General features: G+C 62.5%; 28 protein-coding genes and 1 tRNA gene. 13 read left to right on the top strand and 16 right to left on the bottom strand.

Features of this window, described 5'->3' with window-relative positions; genetic code table 11:
• Positions 1–31: 31 nt before the first annotated feature.
• The 4 genes from EWF95_RS00140 to EWF95_RS13850 all read right to left on the bottom strand — a co-directional run bounded on the left by EWF95_RS00140 (position 32) and on the right by EWF95_RS13850 (position 2,475).
• Positions 32–610 carry an NADPH-dependent FMN reductase gene (locus tag EWF95_RS00140; protein WP_142441965.1) on the bottom strand — a complete coding sequence of 193 codons (579 nt, stop codon included), beginning with the start codon at positions 608–610 and terminating at the stop codon, positions 32–34.
• A 12-nt stretch (positions 611–622) separates the two neighbouring features.
• A complete protein-coding gene (locus EWF95_RS00135) occupies positions 623–1,030 on the bottom strand; it encodes a transcriptional regulator (RefSeq protein ID WP_142441964.1) in 408 nt (135 codons plus the stop codon).
• An 86-nt stretch (positions 1,031–1,116) separates the two neighbouring features.
• Positions 1,117–1,602 (bottom strand): hypothetical protein, encoded by a 486-nt coding sequence (locus EWF95_RS13855; protein WP_321167567.1) that lies wholly within the window; start codon positions 1,600–1,602, stop codon positions 1,117–1,119.
• Between the two features lie 72 nt (positions 1,603–1,674).
• On the bottom strand, positions 1,675–2,475 hold the full coding sequence (locus EWF95_RS13850) for a YihY/virulence factor BrkB family protein (RefSeq protein ID WP_321167566.1): 801 nt from the start codon (positions 2,473–2,475) through the stop codon (positions 1,675–1,677).
• A 301-nt stretch (positions 2,476–2,776) separates the two neighbouring features.
• Between EWF95_RS13850 and EWF95_RS00125 the strand changes: the two genes are divergently transcribed.
• Both EWF95_RS00125 and EWF95_RS00120 read left to right on the top strand, forming a co-directional pair.
• The gene (locus EWF95_RS00125) at positions 2,777–3,067 is read left to right on the top strand and encodes a DUF433 domain-containing protein (protein ID WP_142441963.1); all 291 of its coding nucleotides are present in this window, start codon (positions 2,777–2,779) and stop codon (positions 3,065–3,067) included.
• A complete protein-coding gene (locus tag EWF95_RS00120; RefSeq protein ID WP_142441962.1) occupies positions 3,068–3,427 on the top strand; it encodes a DUF5615 family PIN-like protein in 360 nt (119 codons plus the stop codon).
• A gap of 234 nt (positions 3,428–3,661) precedes the next feature.
• Here EWF95_RS00120 and EWF95_RS00115 read toward each other — a convergent pair whose 3' ends face one another.
• Entirely contained in the window at positions 3,662–4,792 is a 1,131-nt protein-coding gene (locus EWF95_RS00115; protein WP_142441961.1) for a tRNA (guanine(26)-N(2))-dimethyltransferase, read from the bottom strand.
• A 71-nt stretch (positions 4,793–4,863) separates the two neighbouring features.
• On the opposite strand from EWF95_RS00115, the gene EWF95_RS00110 reads away from it, so the two are divergent.
• Positions 4,864–5,202, top strand: a complete 339-nt coding sequence (locus EWF95_RS00110; RefSeq protein WP_142441960.1) for an SWIM zinc finger family protein — start codon at positions 4,864–4,866, stop codon at positions 5,200–5,202.
• A 13-nt stretch (positions 5,203–5,215) separates the two neighbouring features.
• Here the strand turns inward: EWF95_RS00110 and EWF95_RS00105 are convergent, their stop codons facing one another.
• Positions 5,216–5,887, bottom strand: coding sequence for a hypothetical protein (locus tag EWF95_RS00105; RefSeq protein ID WP_142441959.1), 672 nt, complete (start codon positions 5,885–5,887; stop codon positions 5,216–5,218).
• 90 nt (positions 5,888–5,977) lie between these two features.
• On the opposite strand from EWF95_RS00105, the gene EWF95_RS00100 reads away from it, so the two are divergent.
• Both EWF95_RS00100 and EWF95_RS00095 read left to right on the top strand, forming a co-directional pair.
• Positions 5,978–6,502 carry a TRAM domain-containing protein gene (locus EWF95_RS00100; RefSeq protein WP_142441958.1) on the top strand — a complete coding sequence of 175 codons (525 nt, stop codon included), beginning with the start codon at positions 5,978–5,980 and terminating at the stop codon, positions 6,500–6,502.
• Between the two features lie 75 nt (positions 6,503–6,577).
• Positions 6,578–7,090, top strand: a complete 513-nt coding sequence (locus EWF95_RS00095) for a Tfx family DNA-binding protein (RefSeq protein WP_142441957.1) — start codon at positions 6,578–6,580, stop codon at positions 7,088–7,090.
• Positions 7,091–7,111: 21 nt separating this feature from the next.
• On the opposite strand, the gene EWF95_RS00090 is transcribed toward EWF95_RS00095, so the two are convergent.
• Positions 7,112–7,396 carry a DUF7091 family protein gene (locus EWF95_RS00090; protein ID WP_142441956.1) on the bottom strand — a complete coding sequence of 95 codons (285 nt, stop codon included), beginning with the start codon at positions 7,394–7,396 and terminating at the stop codon, positions 7,112–7,114.
• A gap of 212 nt (positions 7,397–7,608) precedes the next feature.
• Between EWF95_RS00090 and EWF95_RS00085 the strand changes: the two genes are divergently transcribed.
• Together EWF95_RS00085 and EWF95_RS00080 are read left to right on the top strand one after the other, a co-directional pair.
• On the top strand, positions 7,609–8,538 hold the full coding sequence (locus EWF95_RS00085) for a replication factor A (protein WP_142443114.1): 930 nt from the start codon (positions 7,609–7,611) through the stop codon (positions 8,536–8,538).
• 1 nt (position 8,539) lies between these two features.
• Entirely contained in the window at positions 8,540–9,196 is a 657-nt protein-coding gene (locus EWF95_RS00080; RefSeq protein ID WP_142441955.1) for an RPA family protein, read from the top strand.
• 26 nt (positions 9,197–9,222) lie between these two features.
• Here EWF95_RS00080 and EWF95_RS00075 read toward each other — a convergent pair whose 3' ends face one another.
• On the bottom strand, positions 9,223–9,846 hold the full coding sequence (locus EWF95_RS00075) for a hypothetical protein (protein WP_142441954.1): 624 nt from the start codon (positions 9,844–9,846) through the stop codon (positions 9,223–9,225).
• A gap of 125 nt (positions 9,847–9,971) precedes the next feature.
• On the opposite strand from EWF95_RS00075, the gene EWF95_RS00070 reads away from it, so the two are divergent.
• Positions 9,972–10,397, top strand: coding sequence for a ribbon-helix-helix protein, CopG family (locus EWF95_RS00070; protein WP_142441953.1), 426 nt, complete (start codon positions 9,972–9,974; stop codon positions 10,395–10,397).
• A 14-nt stretch (positions 10,398–10,411) separates the two neighbouring features.
• Here EWF95_RS00070 and EWF95_RS00065 read toward each other — a convergent pair whose 3' ends face one another.
• The gene (locus EWF95_RS00065) at positions 10,412–10,864 is read right to left on the bottom strand and encodes a DUF5814 domain-containing protein (RefSeq protein ID WP_142441952.1); all 453 of its coding nucleotides are present in this window, start codon (positions 10,862–10,864) and stop codon (positions 10,412–10,414) included.
• Positions 10,865–10,996: 132 nt separating this feature from the next.
• On the opposite strand from EWF95_RS00065, the gene EWF95_RS00060 reads away from it, so the two are divergent.
• From EWF95_RS00060 to EWF95_RS00050, 3 genes are all read left to right on the top strand, one after another.
• Positions 10,997–11,069 (top strand) — tRNA-His (locus EWF95_RS00060).
• Positions 11,070–11,399: 330 nt separating this feature from the next.
• On the top strand, positions 11,400–11,879 hold the full coding sequence (locus EWF95_RS00055; protein WP_142441951.1) for a hypothetical protein: 480 nt from the start codon (positions 11,400–11,402) through the stop codon (positions 11,877–11,879).
• A gap of 78 nt (positions 11,880–11,957) precedes the next feature.
• On the top strand, positions 11,958–12,332 hold the full coding sequence (locus EWF95_RS00050; RefSeq protein WP_142441950.1) for a response regulator: 375 nt from the start codon (positions 11,958–11,960) through the stop codon (positions 12,330–12,332).
• Between the two features lie 9 nt (positions 12,333–12,341).
• On the opposite strand, the gene EWF95_RS00045 is transcribed toward EWF95_RS00050, so the two are convergent.
• Genes EWF95_RS00045 through EWF95_RS00030 form a run of 4 tightly spaced genes read right to left on the bottom strand, consistent with a single transcriptional unit; the run spans position 12,342 to position 16,334 of the window.
• Positions 12,342–13,151 (bottom strand): CehA/McbA family metallohydrolase, encoded by an 810-nt coding sequence (locus tag EWF95_RS00045; protein ID WP_142443113.1) that lies wholly within the window; start codon positions 13,149–13,151, stop codon positions 12,342–12,344.
• 44 nt (positions 13,152–13,195) lie between these two features.
• Positions 13,196–14,245, bottom strand: coding sequence for an NAD(P)/FAD-dependent oxidoreductase (locus EWF95_RS00040; protein ID WP_142441949.1), 1,050 nt, complete (start codon positions 14,243–14,245; stop codon positions 13,196–13,198).
• A gap of 47 nt (positions 14,246–14,292) precedes the next feature.
• Positions 14,293–15,000 carry a DUF1405 domain-containing protein gene (locus EWF95_RS00035; RefSeq protein WP_142441948.1) on the bottom strand — a complete coding sequence of 236 codons (708 nt, stop codon included), beginning with the start codon at positions 14,998–15,000 and terminating at the stop codon, positions 14,293–14,295.
• A gap of 44 nt (positions 15,001–15,044) precedes the next feature.
• Positions 15,045–16,334, bottom strand: coding sequence for a glycosyltransferase (locus tag EWF95_RS00030; protein ID WP_142441947.1), 1,290 nt, complete (start codon positions 16,332–16,334; stop codon positions 15,045–15,047).
• 231 nt (positions 16,335–16,565) lie between these two features.
• Between EWF95_RS00030 and EWF95_RS00025 the strand changes: the two genes are divergently transcribed.
• Together EWF95_RS00025 and hmgA are read left to right on the top strand one after the other, a co-directional pair.
• Complete coding sequence (locus tag EWF95_RS00025) at positions 16,566–17,540, top strand: alpha/beta hydrolase (RefSeq protein WP_142441946.1); 975 nt, start codon at positions 16,566–16,568, stop codon at positions 17,538–17,540.
• Between the two features lie 72 nt (positions 17,541–17,612).
• The gene (hmgA, locus tag EWF95_RS00020) at positions 17,613–18,839 is read left to right on the top strand and encodes a hydroxymethylglutaryl-CoA reductase (NADPH) (RefSeq protein ID WP_142441945.1); all 1,227 of its coding nucleotides are present in this window, start codon (positions 17,613–17,615) and stop codon (positions 18,837–18,839) included.
• Between the two features lie 26 nt (positions 18,840–18,865).
• Here the strand turns inward: hmgA and EWF95_RS00015 are convergent, their stop codons facing one another.
• The 3 genes from EWF95_RS00015 to EWF95_RS00005 all read right to left on the bottom strand — a co-directional run.
• The gene (locus EWF95_RS00015) at positions 18,866–19,396 is read right to left on the bottom strand and encodes a DUF5817 domain-containing protein (protein ID WP_142441944.1); all 531 of its coding nucleotides are present in this window, start codon (positions 19,394–19,396) and stop codon (positions 18,866–18,868) included.
• Between the two features lie 57 nt (positions 19,397–19,453).
• Positions 19,454–19,729 (bottom strand): ubiquitin-like small modifier protein 1, encoded by a 276-nt coding sequence (locus EWF95_RS00010; RefSeq protein ID WP_142441943.1) that lies wholly within the window; start codon positions 19,727–19,729, stop codon positions 19,454–19,456.
• Between the two features lie 68 nt (positions 19,730–19,797).
• A partial coding sequence (locus tag EWF95_RS00005; protein ID WP_246055602.1) for an FGGY family carbohydrate kinase occupies positions 19,798–20,747 on the bottom strand: 950 nt, incomplete at its 5' end.

Raw genomic sequence — 20,747 nt, 5'->3', positions numbered from 1 at the left:
CTGTCGAACGCCGAGTGAGGTGTGCGACCCGTCAGTCGTCTGCTCCCTGGTTTTGGTCGCTCTCGAATGTCGGCGGCTCGCGCTCGATATCCGCATACCGAACGACACGCTCGCCGAGTGTCGACACCCGGTCGGCGGTGTCGCTGTCGACGAATTCGCCGTTTTCGAACGCGCCGTGGGCCTTTGGAACTGCGGCCTGATGTGGGAGTACCCACGCGTTGAGCGCGCGACAGACCGACCGGAGATGTTCCAGTGTCGTCACCGGGAACGCACCACCAGAAACGGCAAGCAGGCCGACGGTTTTCCCCTCAAACTCGTCGAATCCGCAGTAGTCGAGTGCGTTTTTCAGCACGCCGGAGTACGAACCGTGATACATCGGACTGCCGAGGATCACGGCATCGGCGTTGTCGACGCGATCGATAACGGTCGCGCTATCGCCCTGTTCGTCCATGTCGGGGTTCAACGGCGGCAGGTCATACTCACGGAGATCGAGCAACTCCGTTGTCGCGCCGGCGGCCTCGGCTCCGCGAAGCGCGTGGGCGGTCGCCAGCCGGGTGTAGCTGTGCTCGCGGAGGCTTCCGACGAGTCCGAGGACGTGTGGCTCACTCATCGCGGCGAACGATCACTCGGTGGCAACGCGGTTCCCCAGCGAGTCACCGGTGCGGTAGGTTTCGATGATGTCGTCGAGCACCATCGCCCGCGGGTCGGTCGCGGGATACTGTGTATCGATCAACTCGCGGGCGGTGTCGATCTCACCGCGCAAGGCGAACTGTCGGACGCGAGCGGCGACCTGGTAGAACTCGCCGTCGTCCTCGCCGGCTACCTCCCCCCGCTCTACACGATCAGGAAACACCTCATCGCGGACATCATCGAAATCCAGCATTTCGGGTTCGTAGTCGTCGATTTCCGACAGGACGTACTCGACGGCAAACCGCTGGAACTCCGATTTGCTGGAGAACTGATCGCCGGAGACAAGCTCCTCGACGCGATCCATCACCGTCTCGGAGAATCTGACTGTGGATTTGACCATTTGAGCTGTTTATCGGGCGGCAGCCACCTAAGCCTATCCCAGCGTCAGACGCCCGTCAGCCGCCGCTGTCGGCACAAACGCCGCGCTCAGTCCCGTCGATCACGCACGAGATCGAGAGCCTTGCCGGGCGCGCCAAGGACGTTGAACCCGACGCCGACGATGACGAACAGCGTGTAGAGGCCGAGCGTCGACAGAAAGATGATCAGCATCGCAAGGATCGCTACCCAGTCGTTCTGGAGCCAATAGAACGCGCCGAGCGTCATGATCGTGCCGTACAGCAAGACGAGATACGGGCCCCAGCCGCGGGCGTGGCCGCGGCGAAGCTTCCGGCGGACGTACCGTTTGAGATCGGATTCGACGGCCGATTTGTCGACGGTTCGATCCTCGATATCATCCTCGAACTCGTCGAACTCCGCGCGAAGTTCCGCGAGTCGGTCGTCGAGATCGCCGATATCCGGGGCACCGCGCGGCTCGACGCGGTCGCCGTCGTCGGCCGCTGTCGCATCCGCGCCGTCGCCGCCGCTCGACCCGTCGTCAGCAGTCGACTCCTCACCGGTTCGCTCAGGCGACATGTATCCGACATCTCGGCTGCCGGGGTGTTGTAACTGCCGATCCGGAATCGGAACCGAGGCCGAACAGTTCAGTCATGTCGGTACCTCCACACTATCGACGCCGGCCAGTACCGCGTTGATGATCGCCCCCAGGATCACGATGTTCGCCGCGAGATACAGCCACGTCACCAACAGCAGAATCCCGCCGATGACGCCGTAGGCGGCGTACTGGGTCGCGCTTGCGGCATACAGCTGAAAGCCGGCCTGCAGTAGCGTCCAGCCAACTGCCGCGAAGACCGTCCCCGGCAGGGCCTCCCGCACCGGGATCGGCGGGTTCGGAAACTGCCGGTAGACGGGCAGCAAGGCGAGCGCCAACACGCCGGGCAGCCCAAAAATCCCGACCAGCCAGCCGAACGGGCCGAGCGGGAGCGCGGCCAACACGACCGCAAGCACGATCATGACTACCATCCCGCCGCCGATCCCGAGAACGACCAGTATCGCGTCCCGGAGCTGTCCACCGAACCCCGCGGTGTCGGTCTGGCCGTAGACGGTCAAAAAGGCGGTGTCGAGCGCGCGGAAGACTTTGAGCGTGCTCCACGCGAGAACGGCGACCCCGACGACGGTCGCGCCGCCGGCACCGGGGGCGTCGGCGATCGCGCCGGTGATCGTCTCCTGGCCGGCCGGCGTCAGAAAGCCGCTGGTCAGGGTGACGAGTTGGTCGGCGACGTTTGCGCCACCGAGTGTTGTCGCCACGACGAGCAACAACAGCAGTGCCGGCAGCAACGAGGCGAAGGCGTAGTAGGCGACGGCGGCGGCCAGAAAGGTGATCTCCTTGTCTCTGGCCGTCGCCACGACCGCCTTCGTCGTTGACGCGGCCCGTGTTCGAGCGTTCACGACTCCCTGTTGTGGGGAGTCGCCGAAAAGTAGTCGGGGTTGGTCGGGCTTCGGCGTCGGTAATCAATGCCTATTCTCATTGTCAAAGATTGCTGAACAGCCTCTCCCCAATTAACAACGTCCCCATTGGCTCCTTCCCAACTGAGCGAAACACCGATGAGCGTAACATGGGTGCCGGGCGTGCAAGATGGATCGCCCACACAGCGCAGCTGTTGGATACCTCGATCCAAGAATGGTCGCTTCTGGGATTTGGCTGGGCTCGGGAAAATTATATTTGTTGCCACACTTACCTAGAAATAGGATGGCAGTACAAACGTCGGGCGTCGCGGAGAAGCTCCTTGATGAGCCGCATGTCGAGGGGCGGCGGATCTCAGTGCTCCAGCTCCGCGACCGCGTTGAGGAGATCGGCGACACACCGCAGGCGACCGCTGCGGACTACGATCTCGATCTCGCGGCCGTCTATCAAGCACTCGCGTACTATCACACCCACCCGGAAAAGATGGCGGCTGTCCGTGAGGCGCGAAAAGAGCAAACCGACGCCCACCGCGAAGAGATCAACGCAACCCGGCCGGACGGCGTCGCACCTCCCTAAATGGGTGACTCTGAGTGGGGCTTCTTCCTCGACGAGAACGTCGGGCGAGAAGTTGCCACCCAACTCACCCAACGTGGGTATCACGCCGATCTCGTCATTGATGTCCTCGAACCCGGTGTCGCAGACCACAGCGAGATCCTTCCATACGCCCGAGAGCATGGTCTCATCGTCGTAACCAAGGACTGTTCGGATTTTAGCGCGCTTCCACCGTCCGAACATGAGGGCCTGATTCTCGTTGCAAACCACGCTCATTCGCCGGTCGATCTGGCGGCCGCCATCGACACGCTCGTCGATACCTATCCATCGCGTTCGGCGTTCCGTGGGCAAGAGGAGTTTATCGATGACTGGGTTTCTCACTGAGAGGGGTGCCCGAGACGTTTCGCACGAAACATGCTGTTCCGATCGCTGCGCAAACCCAGCAAACGTACGCCATCTCACTGAGCATGGGTCCGTTACGATGGCTCTGTGATAGCTTTATTCGAGAAACATCTGAGTCGTTCACATAATATTCCGTTCTAGAGTTGCGGCTTTGGCAGTGTCTCAACAGGGTGCGTACTCACGCATATCGGTACTGTGACAGCGTGATGCAGCAACTCAGCTGTCGGCGGCAGGAGCGGCCGCCTCACGGATCTCGGTCACATCCGCGTCGGTTTTGAACGCGGTACCGCTGTACTGAGCGGGGGTCGCCTCGTAGCCGGCGGCTCGCAAATCGTCGAGAAACTCGTCCATCGCGTTGGCCGGCACGCCCCACTGCTTGCAGAGACGATGCTGATCGTAGTGGGTTGGTGTGTCGAGTTCGGCGGCGACTGTCGACAGCAGCTTGTCGGCCTGCTTTCGTTCGCCCAACTCGGGGCTGAGTTGCTGGCGAACCAGTTCGGTAAACTCTTCGTCGGCGACCGCGCCGAGCCAGATCGGGCCGGCGGTGACGACGCGGTTGCTCCCGCAGTTCGGGCAGGTCTCGGGCGACGATTCTGGATACCAGCCGAACTCGTGGTCGCGGGCCAGACAGTCCTCGCAGTGGTGGACATACCCAAGCGAGTCGAGCAGGTCGTCGGCGCGGCTCGCGCTACGGTCGAGTTCGAGATAGGTGCGGGCGTAGTGGCGGCTGACGTGTGAGCAAATCGGGACGGCGGCCACGTCGTAGCGTGCGGCGGTGCGAACCAGCGCGGAGATCAGCGTTCGCAACCCCATCTCAGGATGGTAGTCGGTGTTGCGCGGCACCGCGCTGTACTTGCGTTTGCCGCTGTTGAGATGCGCCCCACAGAGCGGCGCGGTGTCGGTCGCGGTCACACAGACCATATTGCGAGTTTGGGCGAAGGCGGCGTCAGCGAAGGGGATCGGCGTGCCGAAGGGGTCGAGATCGACGATATCGAACATCTCCTCGTGCAGCAGGGCGTTGACGTTGCGTTCGGTGGCTGATCCATCGAGATCGTTGCGCGCGAGATTCTCGCGGGCCAACTCGACGGCCTCGCTGTCGGTATCACAGCAGGTCACCTCATATCCCTCGTTGGCCGCGCGAACGCCGCGAATCCCCGACGCTGCCATCCCGTCGAGATAGGTGGCGACGCGGGGTTCCCGCTCCTGATAGGCGCGCAGCACAGCAACCGTGATATCCCGGTTGAGCTCCATCGTCGGGTTGAAGAAGACGCCGTCGCCGCTGCCCTCCCGTGTCCCGTCCCGCGGCTGGTCGACGGCGATCTCAACGCCGCCCTCGCTGAGTTCCATAGCGACCGTCTGCGGCGGGACGACAAAAAGAACACCGAACCTGATTAGGGTGGCGTCCGCATACCCCGGCTGTGACCGAGGTCGACGACTGGCGGGCGGCACTCGCCGAGGCCGGTGAGCTTCGGCCGGCGATCGTGACAGCGATCCTGTCGGCCCACGGCGACCGCGGGGGGCGGGCGATCGATGCGGTCGCCGAACAGCGGGTCAAACAGTACCGCGATTTCACCGTCGTCGTCGGCTACGAATCCGAGTATGTGATCGAAGACGGCGGCTGTACCTGTAAGGACAGCCAGTACAACCTCGATGCGGACGAACAGTGTTGGCACGCGTTGGCCGTCGAGATCGCCGAGCGCATCGATGCGGTCGACCACCACGACATGTGGTACTCCGACGTGCACGATTTCATGTGAGCGCGTCGACCACTCAGCGGCGGTCGGTTGTCAACACGTAGCCGAACAGCGGGCCGAAGGCGGCGACCAGTGCCGCCGCGACAAGCGGTTCGGATGGCCCCGCGGTGAGGCCAGCCACGACAACCAGCCCAGCGGCCAGCCCCATCCCACCGAGTAATGTGTGTCGGTGTCGTTGCTGTGTCGGGTTGTCGTAGGCAGCATAGAAGAGCCAGCCGGCCAGATACACCAGCAGCGCGCTGACGGCCGCAGCCCCGGTCGCGGCGAGACCACCGACGGCGAGCAACCCGGCCGCGCCGAGGGTTGTTGCAACGAAGACGGCTTCTGATCGCCCGCGTGCTGGTGGAGCCCCGTAGCGACAGGCGTAGCTCGCCACCGGGAGAAAGACACAGAGCGCCAACAGCAACCCACCCACTCCTGCTTCGACCGTCGCTGACCGCTGTGCCACGATCCCACCCCAGACGATGATCGCCGCACCGCCGGCAACAACCGTGACGAGCCGCGGGGGTACCACTGCTGTCGGCGACTCGCTTGTGGCCACCGCATAGGCGGCGAACGGATACCAGCAGACGGCCGTTGCGACGATCGCCGAGGCCGGCTCACCGAGTGAAAACAGGACGAACCCCCCAGCTGCGAGCCCGAGGATCGCGCCCGCGATCAACGCCAACTCGGGGGCATACCGGTTCATACACGTGACTCGCGCCGAATGGCAAAGAGTCACGCGTTTGCTGATAGCGGCAGCGGAAGCGTTTAGACGGGGGCTTTGCTACGACGGTGTATGGCGAACTGTCCACTGGCGGATGACTGCCCCAGCTTCTCCGAGCGGGTACAGGGCATGGGGTGTCAACACTACGAGGAGAACCGTGGCGGCGCGGAGTGGTGTCAGCACTACGGGATGCCGATCAGCGAGCTCAAACAGCAGCCGGTTACCCCCGGCGAGGAGGTCATCGTCGACATCGATGATATCCACGAAAGCGGGGCCGGCGTCGGCAGCACCCAGGATGGCTTTATTGTTTTTGTCGACGGGCTCCTCCCGCCGGCTCGCGCGAAGGTGCGGATCGATCGCGTCAAGGGAAGCCACGCTCGCGCGAAAAAGATCGTCGAACGCCTGCCGCTGGAGGACGACGAGGACGACGAAGCCGACGAGTCGGAGGCTGCCGACGAGGCCGGTGTCGACGACGACTCCGACGACGATAGCGAAGACGCAGCCGACGAGGACGCAGACGATGAGTCCGATGATGATGGCCCGGATCGCCCCGACCGTGACCGCCTCGGCAGCCGTGAGAACTTCTGGGGCGGCTGACCCCAGCTCTCGCATGCCCCTGCCATGGACAGTCAAATCTGTAGCTTTTTGCGACTCGCTGACAATCCCTGAGTAATGACCGACAGTGATCGCACGCCACCCGCGACGATCCCGGATGCGGACGATGAGGGGATCGATGTCGCCGCGCTTCTCGATCGGATCGGCTTCGATCCGGAGACAAACGTGCTCACGCGTCGGCAAGCCGAGGTGCTCGCGCTTCGGGAACACGGCCTCCGCCAGCGGGATATCGCCGACAGACTCGGCACCTCACGGGCCAACGTCTCGAATATCGAGAGTAGCGCCCGCGAAAATGTCGAAAAAGCGACCGAAACGGTTGGGTTTGCGGAGTCGCTTTCGGCCCCCGTTCGCGTTGAGATCCCACCGGAGACCGATCTCTACGATGTACCAAATCTGATCTTCGATGCCGCCGACGAGGCAGGGATCAAGGTCAGCTACACCGCACCCGACCTGATGAAACGGGTCAGTGATGCCGCCTCCTCGGCTGTTGAGGGGCGGAACGTCAAAACGCGGCTTTTCGTCAGCCTGACAACCGAGGGTGCGATCCGCGTTCGACAGGCAGCTGAGTAGTCGATCGCGCCTTTTCGACGCCTACCAGGTTTCGATCCGCCCGGCCTCGATATCCTCGACACACCCGATGCAGTCGATGTGATCGGCGTCGAAACAGACGGGCCGGCCCTCCCCGTCGAGCGCGACAGCCCGCTTCGTTGCGTGGCGGCGACAGACAAGCTTCGCACGGCCCTTCTCGTCGGTTGGCAACGCCTCGCTGTCGTCGACGGCGGCTTGGCCTTCCTGTACGGCGGCGCGTGTGCGCTCGTAGGTTCGGCCGGCTGCCCGGAGTCGCTCCCGCAGGAAGCCTTCGACGCTCTCGTCCATAGCCTCCTTTCGGCGAGAGTTGGTTTAGGTTCGTTGCCAGTGCGTCAGTTTAGATTCATGAGGCCAACACCCATCGTTGAGACTGACCCGCTATCGATCCACCCGCTCGCCTGCTGTCGAATTTTACATTCACTCCCCTCCCAATACCTTTTATACGATCCGGAACCAACCACCGTATGTCTCCCATTGAAAACACCGCGGAGGCAACCACCATGACCGAACTGCGAACACACGCAGCCGAGATTGCAGAACAGTTCTCAGACCATGTCGATGTCACCGAAGACGAGGTCGAAACGAAGCTCCAACAGCTTGTCGAGGAGTACCAGGTACCCCTTGATGAGGCCACGCGGAGCGTCAGAAACAGCTACCTCGAAGAAGCCGGCATCGAACGCGATGAGATCAGCCAGGGCGGCAACGACCAAGTACTGGTCAACGATGTCGACCAAGACGAGCAGTGGGTCGACCTGCGCGTGAAGCTGGTCGATCTCTGGGATCCCCGCAGCGACTCCATCTCCCAGGTCGGCCTGCTTGGCGATGAGTCGGGGACGATCAAGTTCGTCGCCTTCGAGACGAGCGAGCTCGAACAGCTCGAAGAAGGGCAGTGCTACGAGCTCTCGAACGTCGTCACCGACGAGTACCAGGGCACTTACTCCGTCAAACTCAACCGCACGACAACGATCACCGAGATCGACGAGGAGATCGAGGTCGGCGACAACAGCGAGACAGTTGAGGGCGCGCTGGTCGACGTGCAGTCGGGCAGCGGCCTGATCAAACGCTGTCCCGAGGAGAACTGTACGCGCGTGCTCCAGAACGGTCGGTGTGCCGAACACGGCGAGGTCGACGGCGAGTTCGATCTCCGGATCAAGGCTGTCCTCGACGACGGCCACGAGGTACAGGACGTGATCTTCAACCGCGAGGCCACCGAGAAGCTGACCGGTATCGAGCTGGAGGAGGCCAAACAGCTCGCCAAGGACGCCCTCGATACAACGGTCGTTGCCGACGAGATGCGTGCCGATATCCTCGGCCGGTATTTCACCGTCACCGGGCCGACACTCGGCCGCTACGTGCTCGCAAACGAGTTCGAACAACACGACGGGCCAGCAGATGCCGAGAGCGTGCTGATCAAAGCGAGGTCGATCTAAGATGAGCGAATCCGAATCCGAATCTGTCAGCCGCGAGGTCGCACAGCGTGTGTTCGCCGGTGAGTTCAACGACGCCAGCTACACATTCAAGGAGAGCGACGACGACCGCGCGCCGGTCTACCTGCTGTTGCCGACCGGCGAGCGCGCCAACCGCGTGTTCATCGTTGGCACACTCACCGAAACCGAGGATGTCGGCGAGGACAACGAGTACTGGCGCGGCCGGATCGTCGATCCGACGGGAACCTTCTTCGTCTACGCCGGTCAGTACCAGCCCGACGCCGCCAGCGCGCTGCGTGAGGCTGAACCGCCGGCCTACGTCGCGGTCGTTGGCAAGCCCCGCACCTACGAAACCGACGACGGCGAGATCAACGTCTCCGTCCGCCCCGAATCGATCACCGAGGTAGATGCCGCCACCCGTGACCGCTGGGTCGTCGAGACGGCCGACCGGACGCTCGATCGGATCGAGGCCTTCGACGACGCCGGCAACGAGTACGCTCGGATGGCAACTGAGCAGTACGGCGACGATGTCTCGGGGTACACTGACACCGTGATCGAAGGGCTCGAAAGCCTCGAAACCACGGATGAACTCGCTGATGGCAACGACAATAGCGACGACGCAAACGCCGTTGACGCCGCCGACCCTAGCCCACAAGCCTGATAATTTTCCCGTCGACTCAGCGTTATTTATTTATCTAAGATTTCCTCAGGAGATGGAGGCTCCACATTTTCGGCTTCTGTTAGCTCTCCTCCAACTTTTTTTATAACTTGCGAGGAATTCACGTTTTCCGGTTCTAAATCACCGTCTAACATTTGAATCAAATCTTTTCTCATTCCTCTGTAGCTGATTAGTAATACCCATAGTCCTTCATAGGGATTTTCTGATTCTGGTTTATTCTCTCGAATATCGGTTATCAGAGATTTAACATATTCTATATTTCCGTAAAATTCGACGAGTTTCTCTACTTCATCGGCATCCAATTTACCTAATTCGGACGCATTCTCATTGTAGATCGTTGTTGAGATATGCTCTGCTGGAGGTATCATTTCAATTGGTATTTGTCCATCAGAAGAAACTTTTTCTGAGGATTTCCAGTCATCAGGTAGCTCATCGATATACTGCATCTGTCTAAGCTCGGCTTTGAGAGCTGCCTTAATCGCGTTAATTTCTTCCTGTTCTTGCGTGTTACGCCGATATTCTATCGCTATCTGTGAAATGACAACTGCGAGAAGTGTAATGAATCCTGTTATTAAACTTGCTTGTAGTGCAACTGGCAGCTGTGTCAATCCAATGGATAGTATCTGAATCATGGCGTTAGAGATAGATAATAAATAGCTAGCTCACAATCGTTGTCTATCTTCTGTATGTGGTAACTAACGTCTGACGAATCATTAAGTATTCGCGTCCCCCACTAGCGACCAACTGAGGTACCACGATGGGAAACAAGAATAAGACGATCTCCTTCCGCGTCAACGAGGACTCCTTCGAGAAGCTGCGGGAGATCGCTGAGGAGCGCGACATCTCGCTGTCGGCGGTCTTCCGGGAGTACGTCGAGACACTCGTTGCCCACGACGGTCAGGTTGAGGTCGTCCCCGAAGCACGCATCGATGAGGTCGACGACACCGACGCCTTCCCGCCGAAGGTCGAGGTGCCGAAGAGCTTCGTCCGGGAGCACGAACGGCTCGAACTCGAAGCTGACCACCTCCGCGAACAGCTTGAGGAGCACAAGCAGTATGTGACGTATCTCCACGACCGGCTTGATGAGCAAACCGAAGACGAGGAGGATATCGTCCGGCTTGAGGATCTTGATTCGGAGGTCGGGGCCGACGAGGAAGATGAACCAACGTTCCGCCTCGGCTGAGATATCCTGCTGGCTCAGCCGGTGAGATCTCGTTTTGCGGCTCTGATCGCGTCGCTCCGACCCGTGTCCTCAATCTCGGCCAGGGCTTCGGCGGCCTCCAGCGTGCGGACTGACTGATCGAGAAATGAGAGGATGTCGCCGGAGTAGGCATACAGCATGTAGTCGTCGCCCATCACGTCGACGATGGCGTCGGGGCCGAACCCCTGAGCGCGGAGTTCCAGCAGGTAGTCGATAAATTTCCGTTCGGCACAGCCACAGTAGGGGTGGGACTCACAGCTACAGTCGAGGAAATCCTCGGAGAAATCGAGGACGCGGTCACGGGTCGTGCTGTCGAGTTTGGCGAGGCTATCGCCGGTAAACAGTAGATCCAGCGTTGCCCCCGCAAACGCGCTTTTCGGGAAGCTCGTATCCAACTGCGAGGCGAGTTGGCGATGGTTTTTGACGTAGATCTTGTCCGTGATGGCCACAGCTACCTGGCGATAGCGGCGGCGACGACAAAAACGTCGCGCTCGGCGGTCGGCGGTTGGATGCCAGCGGTTCCCGCGGAGTCACCGAGTCGTAACGTATATCTTCCCGAGCGGAATACGATGGGATGCGTGTCCGGGGTAGGGTAGTGGACTATCCTTCAGCCTTGTGGAGGCTGAGACGCGGGTTCGATTCTCGCCCCTGGACCTTTCTGCTCCGAGCACTCACGCGAGGAGCTACAAGTCCATCTGAAGAGATCGAACCCTGCCAGTCGCGCGCAGCGTCAGCGAGCACGTCTGGCTTCGGTTCGATTCTCGCCCCTGGACCTTCTCCGAACCTCACCTTATGAGCGTGTGCTCCGTATGGAGCACCGCGAATAGACTTCTGTGAGGAGAAGGTCAAGCAAAAGAGAATCGAAGCAGGGAGTGAAGCGAACGTAGTGAGCGAAACGACTGAGGTTCGATTCTCGCCCCTATACCTTTCTGCTCCGGCTTGTGATCCCAATAGCTTTGAGTCTGCTGTCGGCATACTGAGCCAATGACGCCACGCGGTCGGCGGCTCCTTGTCGTCGGACTCCTCATCGGACTGTTGGCCGGTCTCTCGGTGTGGCATGGCACGCTCGCGCCGAACGCGGCGGACGGGCGATATCCCGGCCCCGAAGCCATCGCAACCGACGGCGACGCTGTTGTCGGCGATCAGGTGACGGTCTGGGGCACTGTTGTTACAACCGATCCCGTCGTCATCGAAACCGACCCACGCGGGCAACCCGTTCGGTTCACGCTGACCGGTGAGTCGGTGGCTGATGCGGCTGTCGGAACGGAGATCGGTGCGCACGGGACGTTACAGTCTGTCGAGACAGTCACTGTCGAACGCGCCCTGATTCAAGAGCCGTGGGAACTACAGTATCTGTATCTCATCTCGTTTGGTGCTGGGCTGTGGGTACTTGGACGCTTTCTCCGTGGCTGGTCTCTCGATTTGTCGACGCTTTCGTTCCAGCCGCGGTCGTCGGACGACTGAGCCGACCACAGCGTCTGGACTATCTTCCAGCGGAACATGATGAGCAACCATTATATACGCACCCAGCGACCTACGGCTATGACCCAGCAGGCGATCGTTGTCGACGACTCCTCGTTCCAGCGAAACATCGTCTCGAATACGATCGGTAACTGGTTCGATGTCGTCGGAACGGCCGAAAACGGCCGGGAGGCCATCAAGGTGTTCGAAGCAAAGCGACCGGATGTCATCACGATGGACATCATGATGCCGGAGCTCAACGGGATCGAATCCCTCCGCCGTATCAAGGATCGATCGCCGGAGACCACTGTCGTGATGGTCACCAGCGTCTCGCAAAATGAAAAGATGCGGGAGGCCGCCCGCGCCGGTGCCGACGGCTACGTCACAAAACCGGTCGACACCGAGGCCCTCCGCGAGGAGTTCGACGACGTGCTTGATTTCCCGGTGACGCGGTAGTCGGCCGCGCTACCGGACTGCAGCGAGCAGTTTTCCGACGCCACGCAGTCCTTTTTCAACGCCTGTTTTGATGAGCGATCCGCTTTTGAGCGTCCCGAATCTGGCATAGGCGGCCGTCTGCAGGGTTCCTTCCTTCGCGTAGTAGCCGCTTTTCCGCGCCGCGCCGATCGCGTAATGTCTGGCCGCCATCGGCACAGGCGCGCGCCGCCCCTGTACCGCTGTCGACCCCTCCCGGATCGCCGTCAACACGTCCGCGCTTGTGACCGCCGTGCGGTCGGCCTCCGGGATCGTGATCTCGGTGTATGCGCGGCCGACGTACGGCAGCGTGTGGGCGTCGCTGGCGGCGACCGTCGGGTAGCCGTAGGCCTCGGCGTACCGCCTGGCGCGTTGGTTCTTGTAGCCGGTGAACAGCCACGCGTTGAACGTCTCGATCGCGTCGACATCGGGGATGTTCTTCTTGCGGACGCCGTGGCGGGTGCGCTGGAATGGGTGGGGGACGATGGCGACGCCGCCGTGGTCGCGGATCCAGGCGACCGTCTCCTCGTAGGGGGCGCGGCGTGGCGGCATCTCCTCGACACCGATCGCAAGCAGGTGGCCGTGGGCGGTCGAGACCTCGACACCGGGGATCCCGATGAGGCCGTAGTCGGCCGCGAGATCGGCTGCACGCGTGGATTCGTGAATCACGTCGTGGTCGGTGATGACGACAGCGTCGAGGCCGATGTCGGCGGCGTGTTCGAGGATGAGTTCGACCGGCTCGTGGCCGTCGTAGGAACCCTCCGAGTGGACGTGGAAATCGATCTGGAGGGTTGTCATACGGATCACGATGCCCTACACGGACAAAAAGCTCTGTACTCGGCGGTCGGTCATATCGTCGCCGCGAGTCGTTCGCCAACGTCGACGCCGCACCACAGGGCCTCGTGGGCTCGGCCCTCGCCAACAACCCAGTCGCCAGCGACATAGAGGCCGTGTGCTTCCAGCGGTGCGACGGCCTCGCTGTCGACGCCAGCATCCGGCAGGGCGTACCGCCAGCCCTGGTCGTCGACCCAGTCGGGCTCTGTGAGGCGGTCGTCATCGAGCAGCTGTGCCGCCTGCTCAGCAACCTCGCTTGCGGCGTCGTCGAGCGGGATATCGTAGTTCGCTGTCGACCAGTCGGGAGCCATCTGAACGACAAGCAACTCCTCGCCGGCCGGCACGTGACCGGGTTTGCAGGATTCCCGCGACAGCCAGCCGATCTCGTGCTCGCGGTCGTCGTTGACCAGTGCGTAGTAGGGGCGATCGATCTCAAAGGGGTAATGCAGCAGGACCGCTCGGATCGTCCGATACGGTACCTGATCGACAGCGTCGGTGGCCGCGGCGAGGTCGCCCTCGCCGTCGACGAGTTCGGTTGCTCGAAGCAGATCGGCTGTCTGAGGGGCCGGCGGCGTCAACACGACGGCGTCAAACGGGCCGTGTGTTGCTCCGTCCGTATCACTGATCGTCCAGCCTGCTGGATCCTCTCGAAGCGCGTCGACACGGGTTTCTTTTCGGATCTCAGCGTCAGTCCGGCCGAACAGCCGCTTTGCGAGTTGGGTGATGCCGGCCTCCCACGTCCATTTGTGGGACTCCGGCCGCTCGCTTTCGGAGATCGTCCCGTCGGAATCGAAGGGCCACACCGGGGCGTCGATATCGACGAGGCCGTCTGTGCCGAGCGACTCCAGCAGCTCACGGGTTCGCTCGTCGCTGTCTTTGATGTAGTTCGCGCCGTGGTCGTACCGACAGCCGTTGCGGCGACGGGTGGCCGCGCGGCCGCCGACGCCGCGGCTCTTTTCGAGAACCGTGATCGAGATCCCCTCCTCGCTGAGCGCGTCGGCCATCCCCGCCGCGGCGAGTCCGGCACCCACAATACACAGCCGAACCTCGTCGTCTGTGGACATACAGATCCCTGGCGTGCCAGCCGGTAAAACCTCTCGTCGCCTCCCGGTTAGCTATCGCGTGGCCGCTCGCTGTCGCGCTTCCGAACCCGCGTTGCCAACGCCCAAAACAGCGGGATAATGGTCAGGACGACCGCGCCCCACGCCGCCAGCTGGAACGCCGTCGCCTCCAGCGCGATCGGTGTCTCGCGGGCCAGCGGGATCGCCGTATGATGTGGCTCGCCGACGATTGGAACGAAGTAATCGACCGTGAGATCGACCGTATACCACAGGACTGCGAGGCCGACCGCCCGAACCGGAAAGTCGGTGAGACGGTGGAGGACGAACGCTTGGACGACCATGGCGAGATGGCTCACGAGCAGAAACGCATACAGCGGCAGTGGGGTGAACGCAAGGAACTCCTCGGCGAAGACAACGAGCACCCACGGCGTCCAGAGCCCGAGTTTGATGTTGCCAAAAAACGCCAGCGCGGTCAGCGTGTCGTGTTGCCGTCCGAGTGCCCACAGCGCGAACGCACCAGCAATAAACAGCGTCGCCATCGGGCTGTCAGGCACGAACAGCCACATCTCGGCTGGCGTCGCGGCAAACTGCGCCCGGTAGTACCAAAACCCGAAGGCGGTGCCCGCGAGGTTGATGGCGACGACGAGCCAGACGAGCCGGAAGCCAAGGTTCTCCAGCGTCGTCGGCACCGGCGACAGCCACCACGGCAGATCATCACGGGCAGGGAGGGACTGCCGGTCGCGCAGCAGTCGGGACATACCCGAGGTGGGTCGGCGAGTTCAATAAGTGACGCGGATACCGGTCAGGTACCCGTCTTCTCGACGTGGTACCACGTGCCATCCCAGCTGAGGGCGTACTCAAGGATCGACCGGAGCATCAACACGCCGAAGACCGGGTAGACCAGCGGCGCGACGAGCGTGATCGGGACGACCGAGCCGATATCACCGGCTCGTGAGTCGGCCCACCCGACACCGGCGGCGACGAGCGCGGTGGCGACGATCGGCAGCAGGTAGTACAGTGTGGCGTTGAGCAACACCAGGACGAACAGCTTCGAGAGCAACACCAGCAGGAAGATGCTCCCGCCGATGCTCGTGATCATCCGCGACATCGAGATCCAGCGGCGGTGTCGGATCCCGTCGGTGAGTCGGCCCGTCAGCGACGCGTGCAGCACCTCAACCTGGCCGATCCGCCACCGCTTGCGCTGGCCCCAGAAATCCGCGAGCGTATGCGGGGCTTCCATCAGGCTGGTGTAGTTTCGGGCCTGTCGAACCGAGAGGTCGTGGCGGTAGCATTTGTGGGCGAAGGCGAGATCCTCGGTCAGCAGGTCGTCGTAGCCACCGACCGTCTCGTAGGCTTCGCGGGTGAACACGGTCGATGAGCTCCGGCAGTTGCGGAACCCGGTGAGTTCGACCAGCTTGTAGCTGGCGTGGAACGTGACGCGCTCACAGTACGCCAGCGTCTCGACGAGCCCGGTCGGCTCGGGAACCCGCCGGCCCTGAAACACGTCGTAGCCCTCGACGTGGAGCGCGCCCATACCGCTGGCGAGGAACGACTTGTCAACGACCTCGTCGGCATCGAAGACGGCGAACGAGTCGCTTGCGGATCGCTCGACAACCGTCTGGATCGCGCCGGCTTTCGAGCCCGGATACTCGTTGATCATGACCGACACCACATCGTCAGCCATGGATTCAGCAGTCGTGATCGTCGCCTCGTCGTCGGGTTCGCAGGCGACGACGATCTCGAGGTTCTCGTAGCTCGACTCCCGGAGGCTCTCGACGCTCCGATACAGGACGTTGCCGTCGCGGTACACCGGGATGATGGCAGTCAGCTTTGGGCCATCGGTGATCTCGGTCACGTTGGTCGCGGGCGTCGAGACTTCGTGAATCAGCAGTAATCCTGTGAATAGGATGAAGCCGGTAAACACGAGGCTGGCCGAAACGGCATCAAGCCAGACAACTTCGAGGGAGAGCCACAGCAGTTCGACGGTGAGCACCTGCTGTTGGATCCCCTGATAGAGGCCGAAAAGCACCAACAGGAGGGCGGTTCCGGCCCACCCGATGGTTTCGAACGCGCGCTGGAGCCGTGCTCTCATGACGGGGTACTATCCGAGTAGATCGTCGCTACAAGATAAAAAAGCCTCGAAACGACGCTTAGCATCAGATATACTGAATTTGGTCACTACCCGGCTCGCAAGTGGTCGTTTGCGGTCGCTTACAAACGATGTGCAGTTTGGCTCTTGGTCGATGGTTCGGGTCAACGGTTTAGTTCCCAGCCGACAGAGAGGATGTATGACCAACACAGCCACCCTGCACCCGGAGGCCCGATGAGCGAGTCAGCTCGCCCCCGTGGCCGTCGACGCCCGAACGCGCGAGCCCAGCAGTCGCTTCGCCGCCCGACGCCGGAGGCGTACTCGACCCGCACCATCGAGTTCGACAGCGACGGCGAGACCTGTGTGGGCACGCTGTATCTGCCTGCCGACGTCGACACGCCGCCGGTCGTCGTCATGGCTCCTGGCCTCGGGATGTGGCGATCCTTCGTCCTCCCGGCGGTCGCCGAGCGGTTCGCGGCCGCCGGCTTCGCCGCGTTCGTCTTCGACTTCCGGCACCACGGCGACAGCGACGGCGAGCCACGGGGGCTCGCTGATCCAGCCAAACAGATCGCTGACTACGAGGCCGCGATCGAGACGATGATCGACACCGATGCTGTCGACAGTAACCGGCTCGTTCTCTGGGGGTACTCCTTTTCGGGTGGTCACGTCCTCTCGGTCGCTGCCGACGATTTTCGTGTCGCTGGGGTGATCACAACGGCCCCATTCGTCGACGGCCGGCAGGAACTTCGCCGCTCGCTGCGACAGCCCAAGCGGTTTCTCAGATCAACGCTTGCTGGTTTGCGGGACGCAGTCGGCGCAAAAGTCGGCCGGGGTCACGAGGTGCGACTCGTCGATGAGCCCGGCGAGTTCGCGGTGCTGACTGCTCCCGGCGCGCGGCGAGCGATCCTCGATGCGGTCGACCGCGACTCCGACTGGGTCAATCGACTGCCGGCACAGATTTTTCTCGCGCTGCCCGGATATCGACCGATCACGACCGTCGATGAGATCCGCTGTCCCGCGCTCGTCATCGGCGGGAGTCACGACCAGATCGTTCCCGCCGAGGGGCCGGCAGCCGCCGCCGACCGCATCCCGGAGTCGACGTACATCGAACTCCCGGCCGACCACATGAGCGTTTTCGAGGCCGACTTTGAGACAGTCGTCGGCCACCAACTCACGTTCCTCCGGTCGACAGTCGACCATCGGTGGTGATCGTACGGTGATCGGCCGCCGTCGACAGCGACAACCGACAACCCTTAGCAACCGCCGCCCGCAGGCCTCCCTATGACCGCAGACGCCGACCGCGTGGCCGATCTCGTCGAGCGCGTCGAGGCCGGCAAGCTTCGCCTCCACGAACTGGCCGACCACACCGATCCTGACACCGCCGCCGCCGTCCGCCGGCAGGTCGTCGAAACCGCTGCCGACGCTGACTGCGAGGCCATCGGCGACTACGGCTTCCCGGCGGAGGTCGCCGAGCCAAACATCGAAAATATGATCGGCACCGTGCAGGTGCCGCTGGGCGTTGTCGGCCCGGTCGATATCAACGGGGCCGCGCTGGACGACGAGCGATACCTCCCGCTGGCGACGACCGAGGGCGCGCTGTTGGCCTCCGTGAATCGGGGCTGTTCGGTCATCAACAAATCCGGCGGCGCGACCGCCCGCGTGACGAAAGCCGGGATGACGCGCGCGCCGGTGTTCAGCGTTACCGACGTGGCCGAAGCCCTCGCGCTCGTCGAGTGGGTTCGGGACAACGAGGCCACGCTGCGGGAGGCCGCCGAGGAGACGACGAACCACGGCGAGTTACAGGACGTGACACCCTACGTCGTCGGCAACAACGTCTATCTCCGATTCCGCTACGATACGAAGGACGCGATGGGAATGAACATGGTCACCATCGCCACGAAAGCGGCCTGCGAGGTCGTCGAACGCGAGACGGCCGCCTCCCTAGTCGCGCTGTCGGGGAACCTCTGTACGGACAAAAAACCGGCCGCCATCAACGCCGTCGAGGGCCGCGGCCGCTCGGTGACCGCCGATGTCGTTGTGCCCGGTGAGGTCGTCGCCGAGACGCTGGATACGACACCCGAAGCGATCGCCGAGATCAACACCCGAAAGAATCTGCTCGGCTCGGCAAAAGCGGGCGCGCTCGGGTTCAACGCCCATGTCGCCAACCCGGTCGCGGCGATGTTTCTGGCCACTGGACAGGACGAAGCCCAAGTCGTCGAGGGTGCGAACGCGATCACGACCGCCGAAGAGACTGACGACGGCGATCTCTACATGTCGGTGTCGCTGGCGAGTCTCGAAGTCGGCACCGTCGGCGGCGGAACGAAGCTCCCAACCCAATCAGAGGCTCTCGACATCCTCGGCGTCGGCGGCGGTGGCGATCCCGCCGGCAGCAACGCCGACGCGCTGGCAGAGGCGATCGCGGTCGGCGCGTTGGCGGGCGAACTCTCCTTGCTCGCCGCGCTCGGCTCGCGGCATCTGTCGAGTGCGCACGAATCGCTGGGTCGCTGACTGCGAGGTGCGGTCGCCGCCGCGAGTTACAGCAGCCGATACCGACCGCGGCTTTCGGAGGCATCGCCCACCCGACAGAGCTTTTCGAGGAGTTTGCGTGTCTTTTCGTTCGGCACGCCACGGTCGGCGGCGTAGGCGACGATTTCGGACGCTGTCGGTCGGTCATCGTCGCCAGCCTCGCGGACGGCTTCGCGGACGATCTCGTCGTGGGAGCCCGCCGTCTCGCGTGTCGTCTCGCCCGCGGCAGCGACGCTGTCGGCGTCGATACCGGATCCTTCCAGATACTCGCGGTCGTCGATCCCGGCGTCCTCGGCCTGCTGTTCGAGTTCGGAGATATGGGCGACATCGGCGAAGGCTTCGGAGTCGCCCTGTTTTTTCGCCAGCAACGCCGACCGGGCCTCTCTGGCCGCCGATCGATCCTCGGATTCGAACAACCGTTTCAGCTTGCTTGTTTGATGCGTTCGCTCACATCGCGGGCACTGCGCGGAGTCAGCACTGTCGGGATCAGTAAGGAGCCACAGCATACTGCAGTTGTTGCAGCCGACGACCGCATACATATCTGCGCAGTGTCGCTATACCGTGTTGAGTCTGTGGGTAGCGGTGGCAGCGGTCGGTTACCCACCGCTGACCGGTGGAAACAGCGCGAGCTCGTCGTCGTCGCTGACGGGGGTGGCGAGACCGGTGTCGCTGACGTTCTCGCCGTTCCGCAGCAGATTGAGATGGGATTCGAGATCGCCGTCGGCTGTGAACACCCGTTCTTCCAACTCAGGGTAGTCAGCCAGTAAGGCCGCAAGCGCGTCGTCGGCGGTTGGCTCGCTGCCATCGACGGAGACCTCGATCTCGTCGTCACCGGCGCGCTCGGCGAGATCCGCAAACAGCTTCCAGCGCATACGCGACGCTCGGCACGCTGTCGGCATGAGGGTTTCGCACAGCAAAAAATAACGGAACTCGGGACGGCTTACTCTTCGTCTCGGGCCCAGTCTTCGGATCGCTCGACGGCGTCTTTCCAGCGGTCGTAGTTGACTTCGATGTCGGCGTCCTCGTCGACAGGGAAGCGTCGGTCGACCTGCCAGTTGTCGCGGAGTTCGTCAACCGTGTCCCAGTAGCCGACGGCGAGGCCGGCGGCGTAGGCTGCACCGAGGGCGGTCGTCTCGTCGACGACCGGCCGGACGATCTCCGTGCCGATGATGTTCGACTGAAGCTGACAGAGGAAGTTGTTCTTCACAGCTCCGCCGTCGACACGCAGACTGGAGAGATCGATGTCGGCGTCCGAGACCATTGCCTCGGCGACATCCTTCGTCTGGTAGGCGATGGATTCGAGCGTGGCGCGAACGATGTGTTCGCGTCGGGTACCACGCGTCATGCCGACGATCGTCCCGCGTGCGCGCTGATCCCAGTGCGGGGCACCGAGGCCAGTGAACGCCGGGACAACATAGACGCCGTCAGTTGAGTCGACGCTGCGTGCGAGTTCTTCGGACTCCGCAGCGTCCTCGATGAGCGTCATGTCTTCGAGCCACTCGATGGCCGCGCCAGTGATGAAGATCGAACCTTCAAGGGCGTACTGGACGTCGCCGCCGGATTTCTGGAAGCCGATCGTGGTGAGCAGACCGTGATCGGAGCTGACGGCCTCGTTGCCGGTGTTCATGAGCATGAACGAGCCGGTACCGTACGTGTTCTTGGCGTCACCTGCGTCGAAGCAGGTCTGGCCGAACAGCGCGGCCTGCTGGTCGCCGAGCGCGCCTGCAACAGGCACTTCGGCGCCGAGGAAGCCGTCGGCGTCGGTGGAACCGTAGGTTTCGTCGTCCGAGGACGGACGAACTTCGGGGAGGATCTCCCGCGGAACGTTGAACTCGTCGAGGAGTTCGTCGTCCCATTCGAGCTCGTTGATGTCGTAGAGCATCGTCCGCG

Origin of the sequence: Halonotius roseus, from assembly GCF_006861655.1 — an archaeon.
Lineage (GTDB): Archaea > Halobacteriota > Halobacteria > Halobacteriales > Haloferacaceae > Halonotius > Halonotius roseus.
This window is presented reverse-complemented; position numbering and strand designations above follow the sequence as displayed.